12 protein-coding genes and 1 pseudogene are annotated in these 16,927 nt (G+C 70.2%); 11 read left to right on the top strand and 2 right to left on the bottom strand.

Annotation, left to right across the window (positions count from 1 at the left end):
* The first annotated feature begins 19 nt into the window (after positions 1–19).
* The 11 genes from CCL05_RS22335 to CCL05_RS22285 all read left to right on the top strand — a co-directional run bounded on the left by CCL05_RS22335 (position 20) and on the right by CCL05_RS22285 (position 15,870).
* Complete coding sequence (locus CCL05_RS22335; RefSeq protein ID WP_086562254.1) at positions 20–4,216, top strand: non-ribosomal peptide synthetase; 4,197 nt, start codon at positions 20–22, stop codon at positions 4,214–4,216.
* Positions 4,213–5,475: an MFS transporter gene (locus tag CCL05_RS22330; protein ID WP_086562253.1), complete on the top strand. Its 1,263-nt coding sequence runs from the start codon at positions 4,213–4,215 to the stop codon at positions 5,473–5,475. The genes CCL05_RS22335 and CCL05_RS22330 overlap by 4 nt, the downstream gene beginning before the upstream one ends.
* Positions 5,462–7,822 (top strand): penicillin acylase family protein, encoded by a 2,361-nt coding sequence (locus tag CCL05_RS22325; protein WP_158102476.1) that lies wholly within the window; start codon positions 5,462–5,464, stop codon positions 7,820–7,822. Before CCL05_RS22330 ends, CCL05_RS22325 begins: the two co-directional genes overlap by 14 nt.
* Positions 7,819–8,940 carry a threonine aldolase family protein gene (locus tag CCL05_RS22320; protein ID WP_208641593.1) on the top strand — a complete coding sequence of 374 codons (1,122 nt, stop codon included), beginning with the start codon at positions 7,819–7,821 and terminating at the stop codon, positions 8,938–8,940. Before CCL05_RS22325 ends, CCL05_RS22320 begins: the two co-directional genes overlap by 4 nt.
* On the top strand, positions 8,937–10,046 hold the full coding sequence (locus CCL05_RS22315; protein WP_158102475.1) for a threonine synthase: 1,110 nt from the start codon (positions 8,937–8,939) through the stop codon (positions 10,044–10,046). The genes CCL05_RS22320 and CCL05_RS22315 overlap by 4 nt, the downstream gene beginning before the upstream one ends.
* 81 nt (positions 10,047–10,127) lie before the next feature.
* Entirely contained in the window at positions 10,128–11,714 is a 1,587-nt protein-coding gene (locus CCL05_RS22310; protein WP_086562251.1) for an ABC transporter substrate-binding protein, read from the top strand.
* Positions 11,715–11,734: 20 nt separating this feature from the next.
* A complete protein-coding gene (locus tag CCL05_RS22305) occupies positions 11,735–12,703 on the top strand; it encodes an ABC transporter permease (protein ID WP_086562263.1) in 969 nt (322 codons plus the stop codon).
* A 5-nt stretch (positions 12,704–12,708) separates the two neighbouring features.
* A complete protein-coding gene (locus CCL05_RS22300) occupies positions 12,709–13,587 on the top strand; it encodes an ABC transporter permease (protein WP_086562250.1) in 879 nt (292 codons plus the stop codon).
* Entirely contained in the window at positions 13,539–14,549 is a 1,011-nt protein-coding gene (locus tag CCL05_RS22295; RefSeq protein WP_167409594.1) for an ABC transporter ATP-binding protein, read from the top strand. Before CCL05_RS22300 ends, CCL05_RS22295 begins: the two co-directional genes overlap by 49 nt.
* Positions 14,542–15,198 carry an ABC transporter ATP-binding protein gene (locus CCL05_RS22290; RefSeq protein WP_086562248.1) on the top strand — a complete coding sequence of 219 codons (657 nt, stop codon included), beginning with the start codon at positions 14,542–14,544 and terminating at the stop codon, positions 15,196–15,198. The genes CCL05_RS22295 and CCL05_RS22290 overlap by 8 nt, the downstream gene beginning before the upstream one ends.
* A gap of 18 nt (positions 15,199–15,216) precedes the next feature.
* A complete protein-coding gene (locus CCL05_RS22285; RefSeq protein ID WP_086562247.1) occupies positions 15,217–15,870 on the top strand; it encodes a hypothetical protein in 654 nt (217 codons plus the stop codon).
* A 160-nt stretch (positions 15,871–16,030) separates the two neighbouring features.
* Here CCL05_RS22285 and CCL05_RS47535 read toward each other — a convergent pair.
* Positions 16,031–16,248: pseudogene (locus CCL05_RS47535) on the bottom strand (hypothetical protein); the annotation flags it as partial.
* Between the two features lie 93 nt (positions 16,249–16,341).
* Entirely contained in the window at positions 16,342–16,701 is a 360-nt protein-coding gene (locus CCL05_RS22275; protein ID WP_143589929.1) for a hypothetical protein, read from the bottom strand.
* Positions 16,702–16,927: the final 226 nt, after the last annotated feature.

The following is a 16,927-nucleotide window of genomic DNA, read 5'->3' as shown; positions in this document are numbered from 1 at the left end:
GGCCGGAAGGAACGCATCGATGAACAAGGACCGTGTGGAACAGTTGCGCCGCCGGGTCGCCCTGCGCGCCGGACGCCCCGGAACCCAGACCGCCCCGGCACCGGCGGCGTCCGGGGTGGCGGACGCCGGGTCGCTGACGGAGGCCTTCGCCGCGGCCGTGCGGACGTACGGCGACCGGGTGGCCGTACGGTGTGGGCGGCATGCGCTGACGTACCGGGAGCTCGATGAGCGGGCCGCCGCGCTCGCGGGCGCGCTGGCCGCCCTCAGTGGGGGGCCTGCCCGGCCGGTGGGCATCCTGTTGGAACGGTCGACGGACATGGTGGCCGCCGCCCTCGCCGTGCTGCGGGTCGGTTGCTGCTACGTTCCGCTGGATCCCTCGACACCGCGCGCCCGGCTGGAGTCGATCCTGGAGGACGCGGACCCCTCCCTGGTGATCACGTCCCGGGACCTGGCGGCCTTGCTGCCCGGCGGCCGGCAGACGCTCCTGGTGGACGAAGGGTTGCCGGCGTCCCCTGAGGGCTTTGCTCCCCCGGCGGCGGACCGCGACAGCCGCGCGTACATCATCTTCACCTCCGGCACCACCGGCCGGCCGAAGGGCGTCCAGGTCACCCACGGGAACGTGCTGCGGCTGTTCAGCAGCAGCGAGGGCCACTACGGGTTCGGCCCGGACGACGTCTGGTCGCTGTTCCACTCCTTCGCCTTCGACGTGTCGGTGTGGGAGATGTGGGGTGCGCTGCTGTACGGCGGTGCGCTGGTGGTGGTGCCCAAGGCCACGGCGCAGGACCCGGTGGCCTTCCGCGAGTTGCTGCGGGACGAGCGGGTGACGGTGCTCAGCCAGACGCCCACCGCCTTCAACCAGCTCGCCGGCGAGGACATCCGGCGTCCCGACCGGTTGCCCCTGCGCTGGGTGGTGTTCGGCGGGGAGGCCCTGCACTTCTCCGACCTCAAACGCTGGACCGCCAAGTACGGGGACGACGTCCCGGCCCTGGTGAACATGTACGGCATCACCGAGACCACGGTCCACGCCTCCTTCCGGCGTGTGCGTCTGCCGGACCTGGACCGGGGGGCGTCGCTGATCGGCAGGCCGCTGCCGGATCTGGACTTCCTGCTGCTGGACGAGAAGCTGGCACCGGTCCCGGACGGTGAGGTCGGCGAGATCGTGGTGACCGGGCCCGGGGTGGCGCTCGGCTATCTGGGCAGGCCCGAGCTGACCCGGGAACGATTCGTGGAGCTGCCCGGCGGCCGTGGTCGCGGATACCGTTCCGGCGACCTGGCCCGGCTCACCCACGACGGCGAGTTCGAGTACCACGGCCGCAAGGACGACCAGGTCAAGATCCGCGGCTTTCGCATCGAACTGGGCGAGGTGGAAGGCGCCCTGCGTGGCCTGGAGGGCCTGACCGAGGCCGCAGTCGTCGCACGGGACCTGCCGGAACTCGGCAGGACTCTCGTGGCGTACGTGGTCCCGGAGGGCCCCGGGGTCCCGCCGGCCGAACTGCGCCGCCGACTGGCGCGGATCCTCCCCGAGTACATGGTGCCCGGCTTGTTCGTCCCACTCGACCGGCTGCCGCTGACCCACAACGGCAAGCTCGACCGCCGGGCGCTGCCCGACCCGGCCCTCGCCGACCGCACCAGCGTGCTGGACGGTGAGCAGTCGGCCGCAGGCGGGGCTCACGGGGTGGGCGAGGACACCGTCACGGACCACGACCCGGTGGAGGCCCGGATTCTCGCGGCCATGTCCGAACTGCTGCACGGCGAACAGGTCACCTCCACGGACGGCTTCTTCGACCTGGGCGGGCATTCCCTGCTGGCGACCCGGTTGCTGGCCAGGATCCGGACCGACTTCGGGGTGACCGTCGCCCTCCGCGACTTCCTGCGCGAACCCAGCGCTCGCGCCCTGGCCGCCGCCGTTCGCGAACGGGAGCCGGGCGGGAACCGGGACAGCGTTCCGGTGCCGCCCCTCCTGAAGGCGCCGGATCCGGACCGGCTGCCGGCCACGTCCGCCCAGCAGCGGCTGTACTTCCTCTCCCGCCTGGAGCCGAACAGCTCGGCGTACAACCTGCACATGTCGGTGCTGCTGGAGGGCGCGGTGGATGTGGCGGCGCTGTGCCGCGCCTTCGCCTCCCTGGTCGACCGGCATGCCCCGCTGCGTACGGTGCTCCGGCTGGTGGACGGCGAGGTCACCGCCGTCGCCCTGCCCGCCGAGCGGTTCCGGCCACGTGTCGAGGAGCCGCCCGAGGATGCCGGGGGGCGCACCCCGGACGAGGTGCGCCGGATCGTCGAGCGGCTGGCCGAGGAGGAGGCCGCCCGGCCATTCGATCTCGAACAGGACCTACCCTTGCGGGTGCGCCTGGTCCCGTTCGGACCGCGGCTGCACGCGCTGCTGGTGACGCTCCATCACGTGGCCGGTGACGGCTGGTCCAACGCCGTCCTCGGCCGGGAACTGCGGCTGCTCTACGCTCACTTCAAGGAGCAGCCGCACGCCACGCAGACCCCTCTGCCGCCTTTGGCCGCGACGTACGCCGACTACGCGCACAGCATGCGGGAGTGGCTGAGCGGCCCGGCCGCCCGGGACGACATCGACTACTGGGAGGGACGTCTCGCGGACCTGCCGGCGGAGCACGCCCTGCCCCTGGACCGGCCTCGACCGGAGCGCATGACCTACCACGGAGGCACCGTGACCCACACGGTGACGGGTGTACCGGCGAAGGCGGTGCGCACGGCGTGCCGGTCGGCGGACGTCACCCTGTTCATGCTGCTCCAGGCAGCCTTCGCGCTGTTCGTGGCGCGCCGCGGCGGAGAGCCGGACGTGGTCGTCGGTACTCCGGTGGCCAACCGGCCGTCCACCGACTTCGACGATGTCATCGGGATGTTCGTCAACACCGTGGTGCTGCGCACCCGGGTCGGTGGGACGGGAACCGTCCGTGACCTGCTGGCACAGGTCCGCGACCAGACCCTGCGCGACCTGGAACACCAGCACGTCCCCTTCGAGGAGCTGGTCAGGCGGCTGAACCCGGAGCGCACCGCCCAGCACTCCCCGTTGTTCCAGCTCATGCTGGTGGTCCAGAACAACGAGAGCGTGCCGTTGAGCCTCGATGGCGTGACGGTGACGGCCATGCGGTTCCCCGAGCAGGGGGCGAAGACGGACCTCGTGCTGGATGTCGCCGAGGACGGCGAGGACTTCCGGCTGCGCTGGCGGTACAACACCGATCTGTTCCGCCGGGAGACCGTGGAAGCGATGGCCCAGGAGTTCGCCGAACTACTGGTGAGGATCACCGACGATCCGCGCACTCCGCTCGGCGCACTGCTCGCGACGACCACGGTCGATCCCGACGCCGAGGCCCTGGTCGCGGCACAGCGGGCCACCGGCGTCCTGTTGTCCCTGCGCGCGAACGCGGACGGGGCACCCCCCGTGTTCGCGTTCCCCGGCATCCTGGGGCTCGGTGCCTCCTTCGCCCAGCTGTCCGCCGGCTTCCCCGAGCGGTCCTTCTACGCCCTGTCCACAAGGGAGCTGGTCCGAGCACACGGCGCCGAGCTGACCGTGCCGGTCCTGGCAGAGGAGTGCGCGCGTGTCATCGCGGCTGAGGCAGCGGGGCGGCCCGTACACCTGGTGGGTCACTCGTTCGGCGGTGCTCTCGGACATCACGTCGCGCAGCGCCTGACGGAACAGGGCGAGCGGGTGCTGTCGCTCGTGCTCCTGGACTCTCTCGCCCCCGACGCGCTCCAAGACGAACTGTCCGAGCCCCGCGACCAGCTGCTCGCTTTCTTCCTCGGCAGCCTCGCGGCCGCCTTCCCCGACATCGGCCGGCAGCACGCCGAGGCTGTGCTCGGCGATCTGCGCACTCTCGACGAGTCCGAGGTGCTGCGCCGGGCGGAGCATAGGATGGGCCCCGCGGTCGAACTGCTCGGCAGCCCCCTGCAAGAGGCATTCGCCGTCTACACACGCCTGGCCGCCCTGAACTGGCCGCCGCTCGGTCGGCAGAGCGCTGTGCCCACGCTGCTGGTGGAAGCCGGCGAGGAGGGCGGCCGGGAGCGGACGGATCCCCGGACGGGCTGGGAACGCCTTCTGGCCGGCCCACTCAGCTGCGAGAAGATCGCAGCTGACCATGAGGGAATGCTGCGCCGCCCGCATACGCAGACGCTGGCCGAGCTCATGCGCCGCTTCTTCTCCCCGTACGACGACCTTGACACACCCGTGAAGGGACATCAGCCACGATGACGCGCTCCACCGCCTCGCCCCCGTTCATCGCGAGGCTGCTGATCGTCGGTTCGGGCATCATGAGCCTGGCGAACTCCTTCACGGTTCCGTTCCTGGCGGTCTTCCTGCGCCGGGAGTTGGGGCTGGCGCCTTCGGCGGTCGGCCTCATCGTCGGCTCGTCCGTGTTCTTCTCGATCTTCGCCGGTTTCGTCGGCGGCTCACTGTCCGACATCCTGGGCCGCTCCCGCCTGCTGCTGCTCTCCCTGATCGGGGTCATCGGGTCCTTCATCGGCTTCTACTTCAGCCATCACGTCCTGGCCGTGTTCGTCTGCAATGCCGCGCTGTCGATGAGCGCGGCATCCTTCAGCCCGGTCAGCAAGGCGATGCTCAGCGACGTACTGCCCGATGAGAAGCGGGTGAAGTGGTTCTCCCACCAGTACCTGGCCCTCAACATCGGCTTCGCCGTCGGGCCGCTCGTCGGCGGATTCGCCGGCCTGTCCGGAGGACGGACCGCGTTCCTCATCTCGGCCGCCGTGTACGCCGGCTACTTCGCCCTGCTCGGACTGAGCCTGCTGCTCAGCCCGGGCGCGCGGGTGACCGAAACCGCCAGGGCCGACGGAGGCGGCGAGCACTTCGGCACAGTGATGCGCGGACTGCTCAACAGTGCACGGGTGGTGGCCACGGACCGTCGCCTGCTGTGTTTCATCGTGGCGGGACTGCTCCTTGAGTCCGTGCACGGCAAGATCTCGGCGCTGCTCGCCCAGCACCTGGCCATCGGTTTCGCAGACGGTACGACGATCCTCGGCTATCTGCTGACCACCAACGCCGTGACGGTGGTGGGCTTCCAGATGGTCGCCTCGCGCTTCTCGGACAAGCGCGACCCGGTCACGTCGATCATCATCGGCGGCCTGTTGCTGTTCGCCGGCATGGTGGGTTTCGCGGCGTCGCAGGAGGGCTGGCAGTTCGTGGTGGCCATGGTCGTCTTCTCGGTCGGCGAGACCTTCATCGTGCCGTCCGAATTCGCCATCATCGACCGGATCGCGCCCGAGACCAACCGCGGCAGTTACTTCGGTGCCCAGACCTTCGCCCAGTTCGGCGGCTTCGTGGGCCCGTCCGCCGGCGGTCTGCTGCTGGCCGGTTTCGGCGGCACGACGATGTTCCTCGGAGTGGGATCCCTGGCCCTGGTCAGCGTGTGCATCTACGTCCTCGTCGGACGGCGGATCCCTGGCACGTCGGCGCGGGTGGGCGCGGAGCAGGAGGACACACGTGAGCCGGCGTGACCGCCTGGTGCGCTACGGACTCTCACTGGCGGCCCTGCCCAGCCGCTGGGCTCACACAGACCGTGGGTCCCTGAGGCTTCCGGGACTGGCGCGGGGGGCCACGATCCGGCGTGACGAACGCGGGGTGCCGTGGGCCGAGTCGGACAACGACGTCGATCTGTACTTCGCCGCGGGCTTCGCCCAGGCCCAGGACCGGCTGTGGCAGATGGACGTGCTGCGGCGTCGGGCCCGGGGCCGGTTGTCCGAGGTGTTCGGTGCCGTGACGGAGCAGGAGGACATACGGGCCCGCAAGCTGGCGCTGACCCGGGTCGCGCGGCTGTCCGAGCGTCTGCTGGGTCCGGAGCATCGTGCGGCGCTCGCTGCCTTCAGCGCCGGTGTCAACGCCGCGATCCGCCGGATGCGGCGGCGGGGCGGCCTCCCGGTGGAGTTCCTCCTGTTGCGGTACGGCCCCGACCCGTGGACCCCGCTGGATTCGATCCTCATCGTGAAGTACCTGGGCTTCGACCTCGCGGTGAACATCAAGAACGAGGTGTTCCGAGCCCGGTTGGCCAGTGAGTGCCCCGAGTATCTGCCCGCGTTCGCCGAACCCAGGTACCCGGCGGACGGACCGGTGACGGTACGAGGTCGTGGGAGCACTGTGTCGAGGGGTGGCGCACCCCTCCCGCCCCCGGCCATCGGCTCGCTGCCGCGGGAGTCCCGGCGCTGGCTCGACGGGCTGTTGGATGGCGAGCATCCGATCGGGTCGAACGCCTGGGCCGTGTCCGGCACACTCACCGCCTCGGGCCATCCGATCCTGGCCAACGACCCACATGTGCCCTTCACCCAGCCGAGCCTGTGGTACCAGATGGGCCTGGGCATCACCGGTCGGGACGAGCCCGGCGACCTCGGCTACGGCGTCACCGTGCCCGGCGTGCCCGGTCTGATCGCCGGCGCCAACCGTCGTCTGGCCTGGGGCATCACCAACTCCACCATCGACACCCAGGACCTGTGCGTCCTGCCGCCCGATCCTGACCCGGCAGAGTCGTGGCGGGAGGACAGCGCGGTCACGGTCCGCGGCAAGGGCTCCGTCACCGTACGGGCATCCGGCGGACATGGGTATGTCGAACTGGATCCGCCTGCCTCCGGCACAGAGGCCCGGTACGGCCTGTTCTGGAGCGGTTTCGAGCCGTCGGTGGAAATCGCCTGCTGTCAGTCGATGTGGCGGGCGGACGGACCTGGCGACTTCCGCGACGTCCTGCGGGGATTCGGGGTGCCGGTGCTCAATGTCATCTGGGCCTGCCAGGACGGCACCATCTCCGTCAAGACCGCCGGGCGCGTGCCCGCACGGGTCGCCGGCAGCGGACGCGCCCCAGCAGAGCATGCGCAGGCGGCGGCGTCCTGGAAGAGCTTTCTGGACTTCGACGACCTCCCTGAGGACACCGATCCGGAGCGGGGATACGTCGTCTCGGCCAACCACAAGATGCTGCCCGACGACGCCCCGGTGGATGTCGGGGCCGACTGGGTCGCCCCGTACCGGGCCGAGCGGATCGAGGAGCTGATCACCACGGCGAGTGCGATCACCGCCGAGGCGTGCGGCACATGGCAGGGGGACGTGTCCAACGGTAGGGCCAGAAGAGTGCTGCCGACGCTGCTCACCGCGCTGGACGAGGCCCCCCCTGCCGCGCCGCTCGTGGCGGCCTGCCACCGGCTGCTGGCGGACTGGGACGGGCATGACCACGGCCACCTGGCCGCGCCACTGGTCTTCTTCCGCCTCCTGCAGAAACTGACAGACCGTTGGGTCTACGATCGGCTCGGAGCAGACTTGGCCACGGCGATGCCCGACATAACCCTCCAGGTCGACCATCTCCTCACCAGTCCCGAAGCCAGGCAGCGACTGGGCGAGGACGAACCGCTTCCGGCGGTCGTGGGTTACGCGCTCGCCGAGGCCGCGGCCTGGATCGCCGAGGAACAGGGCGACAACCCGGCGCACTGGCGCTACGACCTCGTGCACCGGGTCGGTGACCGGCACGCGCTGGCGCGGGCGGTACCCGGCTTGAGCGCGCTGTTCGGCGGGGCCACCACTCCGGTCGGCGGAAGCGGGCACTCCGTCTGTCTGATGACGCCCGACAGGCAGGGAACGGTCGTGGAAGGGGCTCCCTGGCGATTCGTCGCCGAACTGCGGCCGGACGGTCCCCGGCTGTGGGACGTGCTGCGACACGGCAGTTCAGGACACCCGCGCTCGCGGCACTATAAGGACCAGACACCTGTCCACGCCGCGGGCCGGCTGTATCCGGTCCCCCTGGAAGGGCCGACGGCAGGGACAGCTCGCCTGCTGTCGCTGCGCCCCCGCCGAGGAGGAACCGCGTGAAGAGAACCGAAACGCTGCCGGATCGCAGCAGGAACGTCGCGGGCATCACCCGTTCGCTGTCCCTGCACGCCCCGCTGCGCAGGACGCCGCAGCGGGTACTGCGCGCGATGCTCGAGGCGCTGCCGGAGGACAGCCTGCCCGAGGACCCGGTCGCCGAGCTGGAACGCAGGATGCGCGGGCTGATCGGCACCGAGGCCGCCCTGCTGTTTCCCACGGGGACGATGGCGCAACAGGTGGCGTTGCGGATCCATGCCGAGCGACGCGGACGCCGCACGTTCGCCGCCCATCCCCAGACGCATCTGGAGGTCTGGGAGGAGCAGGGGTACGCGGTGGTGCACGGGCTGCGGTTCCGGCCGGTGGGCGACCGCCACCGCCTCCTCCAGACGGCCGACCTGGCCGGAGTTGCGGATCCCCTCGCTGCCTTGCTCCTGGAACTGCCTCAGCGCGACATCGGCGGTCAACTGCCCTCGTGGGACGACCTGCTGGCGCAGATCGCATGGGCCCGGCAGCGCGGTGCGGCGGTCCACCTGGACGGTGCCAGGTTGTGGGAAGCCCAGCCCTTCTACGGGCGTCCGCACGCCCAGATCGCGGCGCTCTTCGACACCGTCTACGTCTCGCTCTACAAGGGCCTGGAAGGGATCCGCGGCGCGATTCTGGCGTCCGACGCCCGGACCATCGGGGAGGCCGCCGTGTGGCGGCAGCGGCTCGGCGGCACCGTCGACGACGCATGGCCACTGGCCGCGGCCGCCCTGGTCGGTCTCGACACCGTGGCACACCGGATGCCCGCCTTCCGGGACCACGCCGTGGCGATCGCCGCCGCACTGCGCGCCGACGGAGTCGTCCACGTGGTGCCCGATCCGCCACAGACACCGTTGTTCCACATTCACGTGCCCGCCGCCCCGGAGGCGACCGAGCAGGCCGCGCAGGAGATCCTCCGGGAGCACGGTATCCAGTTGTTCCTGCGTCTGCGGACCTCACCGCACGACGGCCACTGCTCCTTCGAGGTGTGCGTGGGAGAGAACGCGATGGAGTTCACGCCCGACGAGGTCGCCGCGCTCCTGCGGGACCTCGTGCACCGAGCAGACCGGGCCGGGGCCGACTCGCGGAGGTTGTCGTGACGTATACCCGCCCGGAGTTCGTCCGGTCGCCCACGCTGAGCGGTCTGGAGTGCCTGCAGTGCTCGGCCCGCTACCCGGTGGAGGACCTCCCCCTGGGCTGCCCCGCGTGTGACGCGGCCCGGCGCAACTCCAACCTGTTCTGCGTGTACGACGACAGCGCTCAGACCTTGGCGGACCGGCTGCCGTACCGGAACACTCCCGCCCTGGGCGACGGTGGCACACCGCTGTTGCGGCTGCCCTGGCTGGAGAACGCGTCCGTCAAGAACGAGGCAGCGAACCCCACGGGATCCCACAAGGACCGGTTCGCGGCGATGGTTGTGGCCCACGCCGCCGCATCCGGGTACGAGAGGGTCGCCATCGGCTCGTCCGGCAATGCGGGGATCGCGCTCGGCGCGTACGCTGCCGCAGCGGGGCTGCACTGCACGGTCGCGGGGTACACCCGGCTCCCGGAAGGGACGCGTGAACAGTTGTCCGCCCTGGGGACGGACCTCCGCCTTTTCGACACCGACCGGGAACGCGTCGGATTGATCCGTGACCTGGCCACGAAACCGGACACGCTGGCCGTGTCGAACATCGCCGATCCCTTCGTGGGCTGCCATCCGATCGGCATCGAGGGGTACAAACGCATCGCCTGGGAGATCGCCGACCAGGCATCCGCAGAAGTCCGCCATGTCGTGCTGCCCACCTGTAGGGGAGACCTGGCCTGGGGCGTCTACCGGGGCTTCCACGACCTGTGCGAACTACGTGCCATGCCCATGCCCCGACTCCACCTCGTGGAACCCATTCCCCGCCTCGCCGCGGTACTGGACGGGGCGCCCGTCACCGGCCACTTCCCCGGTGACACCGGGCGGCTGCACTCGATCGCCGGGCACACCACGACCGTTCAGGCCCACCGCGCGGCCACCCTCTCCAACGGCACCGCGGTGGTGGTTTCCCCGGATGTGGCGGACGAGTGGTTCGCCCGACTCTGCGGAGGAGGCCACGTCTGGGAGCGCAGCAGTGTGACCGTGTTCGCCGCGTACGACCGGTTGCGGGCCGAGGGGACGATCGAAGCCACGGAGTACACGGTGCTCGTCGCCACCTCGCACTTCTTCAAGGGGCTGTGATCCCGCAGCTCCCTCTTCTAATTGCAATTGATATGCAATAACTTGATCAGCGCAATAAGAGGAGACGAGGGCGGGAGGATCATGACGGCCCTACGCATACGAGGCGCTGCCGTCACGACGGCGGCGGTCATCACGGCGGCCGCATGCTCGGCACCCGGCGGCGGAGCAGGCCACGGCGGATCCGCCGACACCGTGGTGATCGGCATCACCGCCGAGCCGGCCACGCTCAACCCACTGCTCGGTTACGGCAAGGACGGAAACTCCAAGATCTTCGATGGCCTGATCGCCCGGGACGCCGACCTGAAGCTGCGGCCCGCGCTGGCCAAGGCGCTGCCCGAGATCAGCAATGCCGGCCGCACGTACACCTACACCCTGCGCAAGGGGGTCAGGTTCAGCGACGGTGAGCAACTGACCTCCGCCGACGTGGTGTTCACCTACCGGACGATCCTCGACAGCAGAACCAACAACGCCTCCCGCAGCGAACTGGACGCGATCAAGGAGGTACGGGCCGACGGCGACGACAAGGTCGTCTTCACGCTCAAGTACCCCTACGCGCCCTTCGCCGGCCGCACCGTCCTGCCCGTCGTCCCGGAGCACATCGCGGGGAAGCAGGACCCCAACACCGGATCCTTCAACACCAAGCCGATCGGCACCGGCCCCTACGTCCTGGCCGACTGGCGCAAGGGCGAAAAGCTCATCTTCAAGGCCAACCCGCACTACTGGGGCGGCGTACCGAAGGTGAAGACGGTCACCATGGCGATCGTCGAGGACGACGACGTACGCGCCACACGACTGCGCTCCGGCGACCTGGACGGCGCGATCCTCCCGCCCAATCTCGCCGCCACCTTCAGGAACGACAAGGACAAGAAGACCTACGACGCGAAGTCCTACGACTTCCGCACCGTCACCCTTCCTGCGGCGAACAAGGTCACCGGCGACCGCGCGATCCGCCAGGCCCTCGACGCCGCCGTGGACCGCCGGGCGATGGTGGACAAGATCCTCGACGGCGCAGGCCGGCCTGCGTACGGGCCCCTGCCCGTGGACGACCCCTGGTTCGCCAAGGGCCTCGAACGCTCCCAGGACCTCGGTAAGGCCCGGCGGATCCTGAACCAGGCGGGCTGGACACCCGGCGCGGACGGCATCCGCGTCAAGGACGGCAGGCGGGCTTCGTTCACCCTGCTCTTCCCGGCGGGCGACAAGGTCCGTCAGGACCACGCTCTCGCCTACGCCTCCGATGCCGGGAAGGCCGGCATCGACGTGCGGGTGGGGAGCGCCACCTGGGAGGTCATCGAACCGCGGATGCACCGGGACGCGGTCCTCGCGGGCTTCGGCAGCAACGGCGACCCCGACTTCGGTCTCTATACGCTGCTGCACTCGTCCGTCGCCGGAGACGGCTTCAACAACATGGCCCACTACCACGACGCGACAGTGGACAAGGCCCTCGACACCGGCCGCCGCAGCCGCGATCCGGACGAACGCAAGGCCGCGTACATCACCCTTCAGCGCGAGGTGGTCGCGAACCCCGGCTATACCTTCCTCACCCACATCGATCACGTCTACCTGCTCGCCGACCGCTGGGAGGGGCTGACGACACAGATCGAACCGCACGAGCACGGCTTTGCCAGCGGCCCGTGGTGGAACCTCCAGGACTGGCAGCCGAAGCGATGACGTCCCTGCCGTGGGGAGCGATGGCCCGCCTTGCCGGACGCCGGGCTCTGTTCGCGCTTCCCGTCCTCCTCACCGTCACCTTCGGCGTGTTCGCGATCGCCGCCGCCTCCCCCTTCGATCCGGTCAAGGCGTATGCGGGCAATGCCGCGCTGGGCGCCGACAAGGAAACCCTGGACCGTTTGAGATCCAACCTCGGTGTCGACGAGCCGTTCACCGCACACTGGTGGGACTGGCTGGCCTCCGCGGCTTCCGGTGACCTCGGCTGGTCCAGCGTGATGCGGCAGCCGGTCGCCCAGGTCATCGGCGAGCGCCTGGTGTGGTCGACGCTGTTGTGCGCGGTCGCGTTCGTCGTCGCGGTGCTGCTCGGCACGATGCTCGGGGTGCTGGCCGCCCGCCGCCCCGGCTCGTGGCTCGACCGGACGGTCACGTCACTCGCCTACGTCCTGGAGGCCGCACCGGTCTTCTGGATCGCCCTGCTAGCCATCTGGCTCTTCGCGCTCCAACTGGACGTACTCCCGGCAGGCGGCCTGACCGACACCGCAAGCGAACAGGTCAGCGCGGGCCAGCTCGCGAGCCACATCGTGCTGCCCGCCGGCGTGCTCGCCGTCTCCCAACTCCCGTGGTTCACCCTGTACGTCCGCCAAGGCGTCGGCGACGCACTGACCGAGGACCCCGTACGGGGCGCCCGCGCCCGAGGCCTGAGCGAACGCACCGTGCTGCTCGGCCACGCCCTGCGCTCCGGTCTCCTGCCGGTGCTCACGCTGATCGGCTCCCGCGCGCCCGAACTCATCACCGGTGCCCTGCTGGTGGAGAGCGTCTTCAGCTGGCCGGGCATCGCGGCGGCCACGGTGGAGGCGGCCACCGCCGTCGACTTCCCGCTGCTCGCCGCCCTGACCACGCTGGCCACTGCCGCCGTCCTGATCGGAAACATGCTCGCGGACCTGCTGTACGGACTCTTCGACCCGAGGGTGAAGCTCAGTGAGATGTGACTCCCATGGCTGAGGCCGCAGCCGAGCGCGAGTGGCGGTCGTACGGCATCAGTCGCCGCTCCACCCACACCATCAGGCTGCGTTCTTCCGCCGCGTTGGCCGTTGTGACCGTCCTCGCGGTCCTGCTGGTTCCGCCGCTGGTCCAACTGGACCAGCAGGCGGTCGACCTGGCCGCGAAGCTGCGACCACCCTCCTGGGCCCACCCGTTCGGTACCGACGACGTCGGGCGCGACCTGCTGCTGCGCTGCGTCTACGGCCTGCGGGTCTCCCTGCTCGTCGGCGTCGCGGCGGCCCTCACGGCGGCTCTGATCGGCACTGCGGTCGGAGCGACCGCCGGGGCGCTGGGTGGCTGGGTCGACCGCGGCATCATGCGCCTGGTCGACACTGTCTCGTCCGTACCCCACCTGCTGCTCGGCGTCTTCATCGTCGCCATGTTCCGCCCTGGCGTCTGGCCGGTGGTGATCTCGGTCGCGCTCACCCACTGGCTGTCGACCGCGCGGATCGTCCGGGCCGAGGTCCTGTCCTTGCGCTCCCGGCCGTACATCGACGCCGCTGTCTCCGGTGGCGCCTCCCGGTGGCGGGTGACCGTACGCCACCTGCTGCCCGCCGTGCTGCCTCAGGCCGGGCTCGCCGCCGTCCTGATGGTGCCGCACGCCATGTGGCACGAGTCAGCCCTGTCCTTCCTCGGCCTCGGCCTGCCCACGCACACGGCGAGCCTCGGCACGCTCATCCAGGGGGCACGCGGCTCACTGCTCGTCGGGCAGTGGTGGCCGACTCTCTTCCCCGGCCTGTTCATCATCGTCCCGACCCTCGCCGTCGCCGGTCTCGCCGGGGCATGGCGGGAGCGGCTCAATCCCCGCCGCCGATCGGAGCTGACGCTGTGACCGAGGGCTCTGTGGTCCTGTCTGTACGCGGCCTGTCGGTGCGCTTTCTCATGCCGGGAAGACGCACCGTGGCTGCTGTCACCGACGCGCACTTCGACGTGGCAGTCGGCGAGTGCCTGACTCTCATCGGCGAGAGCGGATGCGGCAAGTCCGTCCTCGCCTCCGCCCTCCTCGGCCTGCTCCCCGGCAACGCGCAGACCACAGGAGAGGCCCGCCTCGGAGACCTCGATCTCCTGGCGGTGGACGAACGTACCTTGGCCGGCACGGTGCGGGGACGCCGTATCGGCCTGATCCCGCAGAGCCCGGCAGCGCATCTGACCGCCGTCCGAACGATCCGCTCCCACCTGGAGGAGACTGTCGCCGCGCTGACCGGCACCCGGGGACGTGCCGCTCTGCGCTCCGCCGCTGAGGAGGCCGCCGAACGCGCCGCGTTTCCGGGCGACCACCTCGACCGCTACCCGTACGAACTCTCAGGCGGTCTTGCCCAGCGCGCTGCCACCGCCCTCGCCCTCATCGGCGACGCCCCCCTCCTGCTCGCTGACGAACCGACCACCGGACTCGACCGCGACCTCGTGGACCACACGGTCGACGCGCTACGGCACCACGTGGACACCTCCGGACGAGCCCTGCTGGTCATCACCCACGATCTGTCCGCCGCCGCACGCATCGCCGACCGGGTGGCTGTCATGTACGCGGGCCGGATAGTGGAACTCGCCGAAGCCACCGCCTTCTTCGGCTCCCAGGGCCCTCGCCACCCGTACAGCCGCGGTCTCCTCCAGGCCCTCCCCGACCGCGCCTTCATTCCCATCCCAGGCATGCCCCCTGAACTCGGCGCGCTCCCCGAAGGCTGCGCCTTCGCCACCCGCTGCGGCCGGACCACCGACGCCTGCGCCGCACTGCCGCGGATGATGAACGCGGTCGCCTGCCACCACCCGTATGTGCCGGAGGGCACCCGTGCTTGAGTTGCGCGACATCACCGCTGGATACGCGAGGAACGCCCCCGTCGTACGGAACGCCTCTCTTACTGTCGCGCCCGGCGAGGCTGTCGGCCTGCTCGGCCCGAGCGGCTGCGGCAAGTCCACCCTTGCCCGCGTCGCGGCACTGCTGCACCGCCCCGACTCGGGCACGCTGCTGCTCGACGGCGAGCCCGTACGGCGGTGGCGCCACCGAGCACCCCGCGAACTACGCACAGCCTTCGGTGTCGTCTTCCAGCAGCCACGGCTTTCCGCCGATCCCCGGCTGCCGCTCGCGGATCTGATCGCCGAGCCCCTGCGCGCAACCGGCGAGGGGAAAGCCGCAGCCGAACGGCTCGCCGCACTCACCACGACCGTCGGCCTGACTCCGGACCTGCTGAGCCGCCGCCCCCACGAGGTCAGCGACGGCCAACTCCAGCGAGCCTGCCTCGCCCGCGCCCTCGCGCTGCGTCCCCGCTGGCTGGTCTGCGACGAGATGACCGCGATGCTTGACGCGTCTACCACCGCCGCATTGGTCGCGGCCGTCGAGCACTATCGCCGATCCACAGGAGCGGGCCTTCTCGCCGTCGGTCACGACCATGTGCTGATCCACCGCTGGTGCGACCGCACAGTCCATTGGAAAGCCCCTTCCTCCTGAAGCAACCGCCTCGCGGAGATGAGCACGGTGCGGTCGGCGGTGAGCGCGGCCAGGGCGTCCTGTACCGCTGCCTCGTTCTGCGCCCTGCGCCCGGCAATCTTCATCGGCGAAATCGACACCTGGTACCACAAGGCCACCCGCCACCGCGGCTACTTCCGCCGTGGCTTCCTCAACCACGCCCACGTCCCCCATGACCAGGGAGGCGGCGAAGCAGCCGTCGCACTCGACCTGGCCTGCAGCATCCTGGACGCCGCCGACGGCTGCATGGGCGTCCTGTACGACGGCGCCTTCCGCGGCATGCACCGCGACGTCATCGCCCGCCGCGGCCGCCTGCTGATCAACAAACAGCACAAGGACACCAAGCCGCGCTACATCCGCACCCTCAGCTACCGCCGCTGCCGCCACGAAGTGTGGTCCTCAGGCGGACGCGTCCACGAACGCGCCTACCATGGCAACGGCACCAGCACCCTCGTCCCCCTGCCCGTCCGCAAACTCGAACGCCGCGCCAGCGCCCACGCTCACCGCTGGTACCACCTGCTCACCATCCTCCGCGACCCCCAGCAGTCAGCGCCCGCTCCAACCGGCAAAAAGCCGACCAAGACCCCACCACCTGGCTCGTGCCCGACAACCCCACCGAACGCTGCCACTACCTCGCCAACTGGACCGCCGTAAAACTCCAGTGGGACCTCACCGTAGACCCGGCCGAACAGAACACGCTGACATTCGGTGCAGCCGAGTGCCCCGGCACCGACGTGACCATCAACCCCGTCCCCTGATCCCGGCCAGCTCGGGTTCCCGCGCCCAAACAGCGCGGGAACCCGCCGCAAGCGTTTCAGCCGGCGCAGCAGCGCCCGGCCAGGGACGGGCGAAAGGCGGCCCACACGGCGCAGGAGCCGACTCGCAGCGCAGCCCAGCTCAAAGACGGTGACCGTCTCGGGGGCGGGACGGCCCGCAGCAGCTCCCACAACGGCGGGAACCCGACGCCCACACAGCCAGCATCTGGCGGTCCACCACGTGCAGCCGCTGCTGCCTGGCGAAGTCCACGGCCGGCGGGGACCCACTGAGCCGGGCTCACGCCTGATGGCTCCGCTGTCTCCGTACGTATGGAGACAGCGGAGCCATCAGCGTTCAGGGGCCGGACGGTCAGGCCGACGCCAGTCCCGCGCTGTAGCTGGAGAACAGTAGGTAGTACTTCGTTCCGTCCAGGACGTTGGTGGCCGCCGCGATCCAGGAGCGCGCGTAGGCGGTCTTGAAGTCGTTGCACTTGCCGGTCGCACGGAAGCAGACCTTCACGTCGGTCATGATGTTGGCCTTGACGTTGATGTCGGCGCAGTACGAACTTGTCGTGGCCCACCCGGTCCTCGGCCACCTGTGCAGTTCGCCGTATTCGACCGTCTCGTAGCCGACCGAGTGGTCGTAGCAGGCTTGGGCTCGGGCCGGCGCGGCCGCGGCCGGTACCGTGGCGGCGGCCGTCACACCTCCGGCAGCCAGAGCTGCGGCCATCACAGATCGCATCACACGCGAACGCGGTTTCATTGTTTCCCTTTCTCGTTGTCGGTCGGTGGCTGAACCCGGTGGGATGCGCTGCGGGTTCGGCACTCAAGAGATTGCCGGTCAGGTTGGGCGCGGGCCACAGCATCCAGTCGCTTGGGGAGACCGTGGGACGTCCCACCCGTTGACCTGCCGGGATGCCCGGTGCGATGCGGCACGCAGGGGATGGCGGACTGCG

Source organism: Streptomyces africanus (genome assembly GCF_002150735.1).
GTDB lineage: Bacteria > Actinomycetota > Actinomycetes > Streptomycetales > Streptomycetaceae > Streptomyces > Streptomyces africanus.
This window is presented reverse-complemented; position numbering and strand designations above follow the sequence as displayed.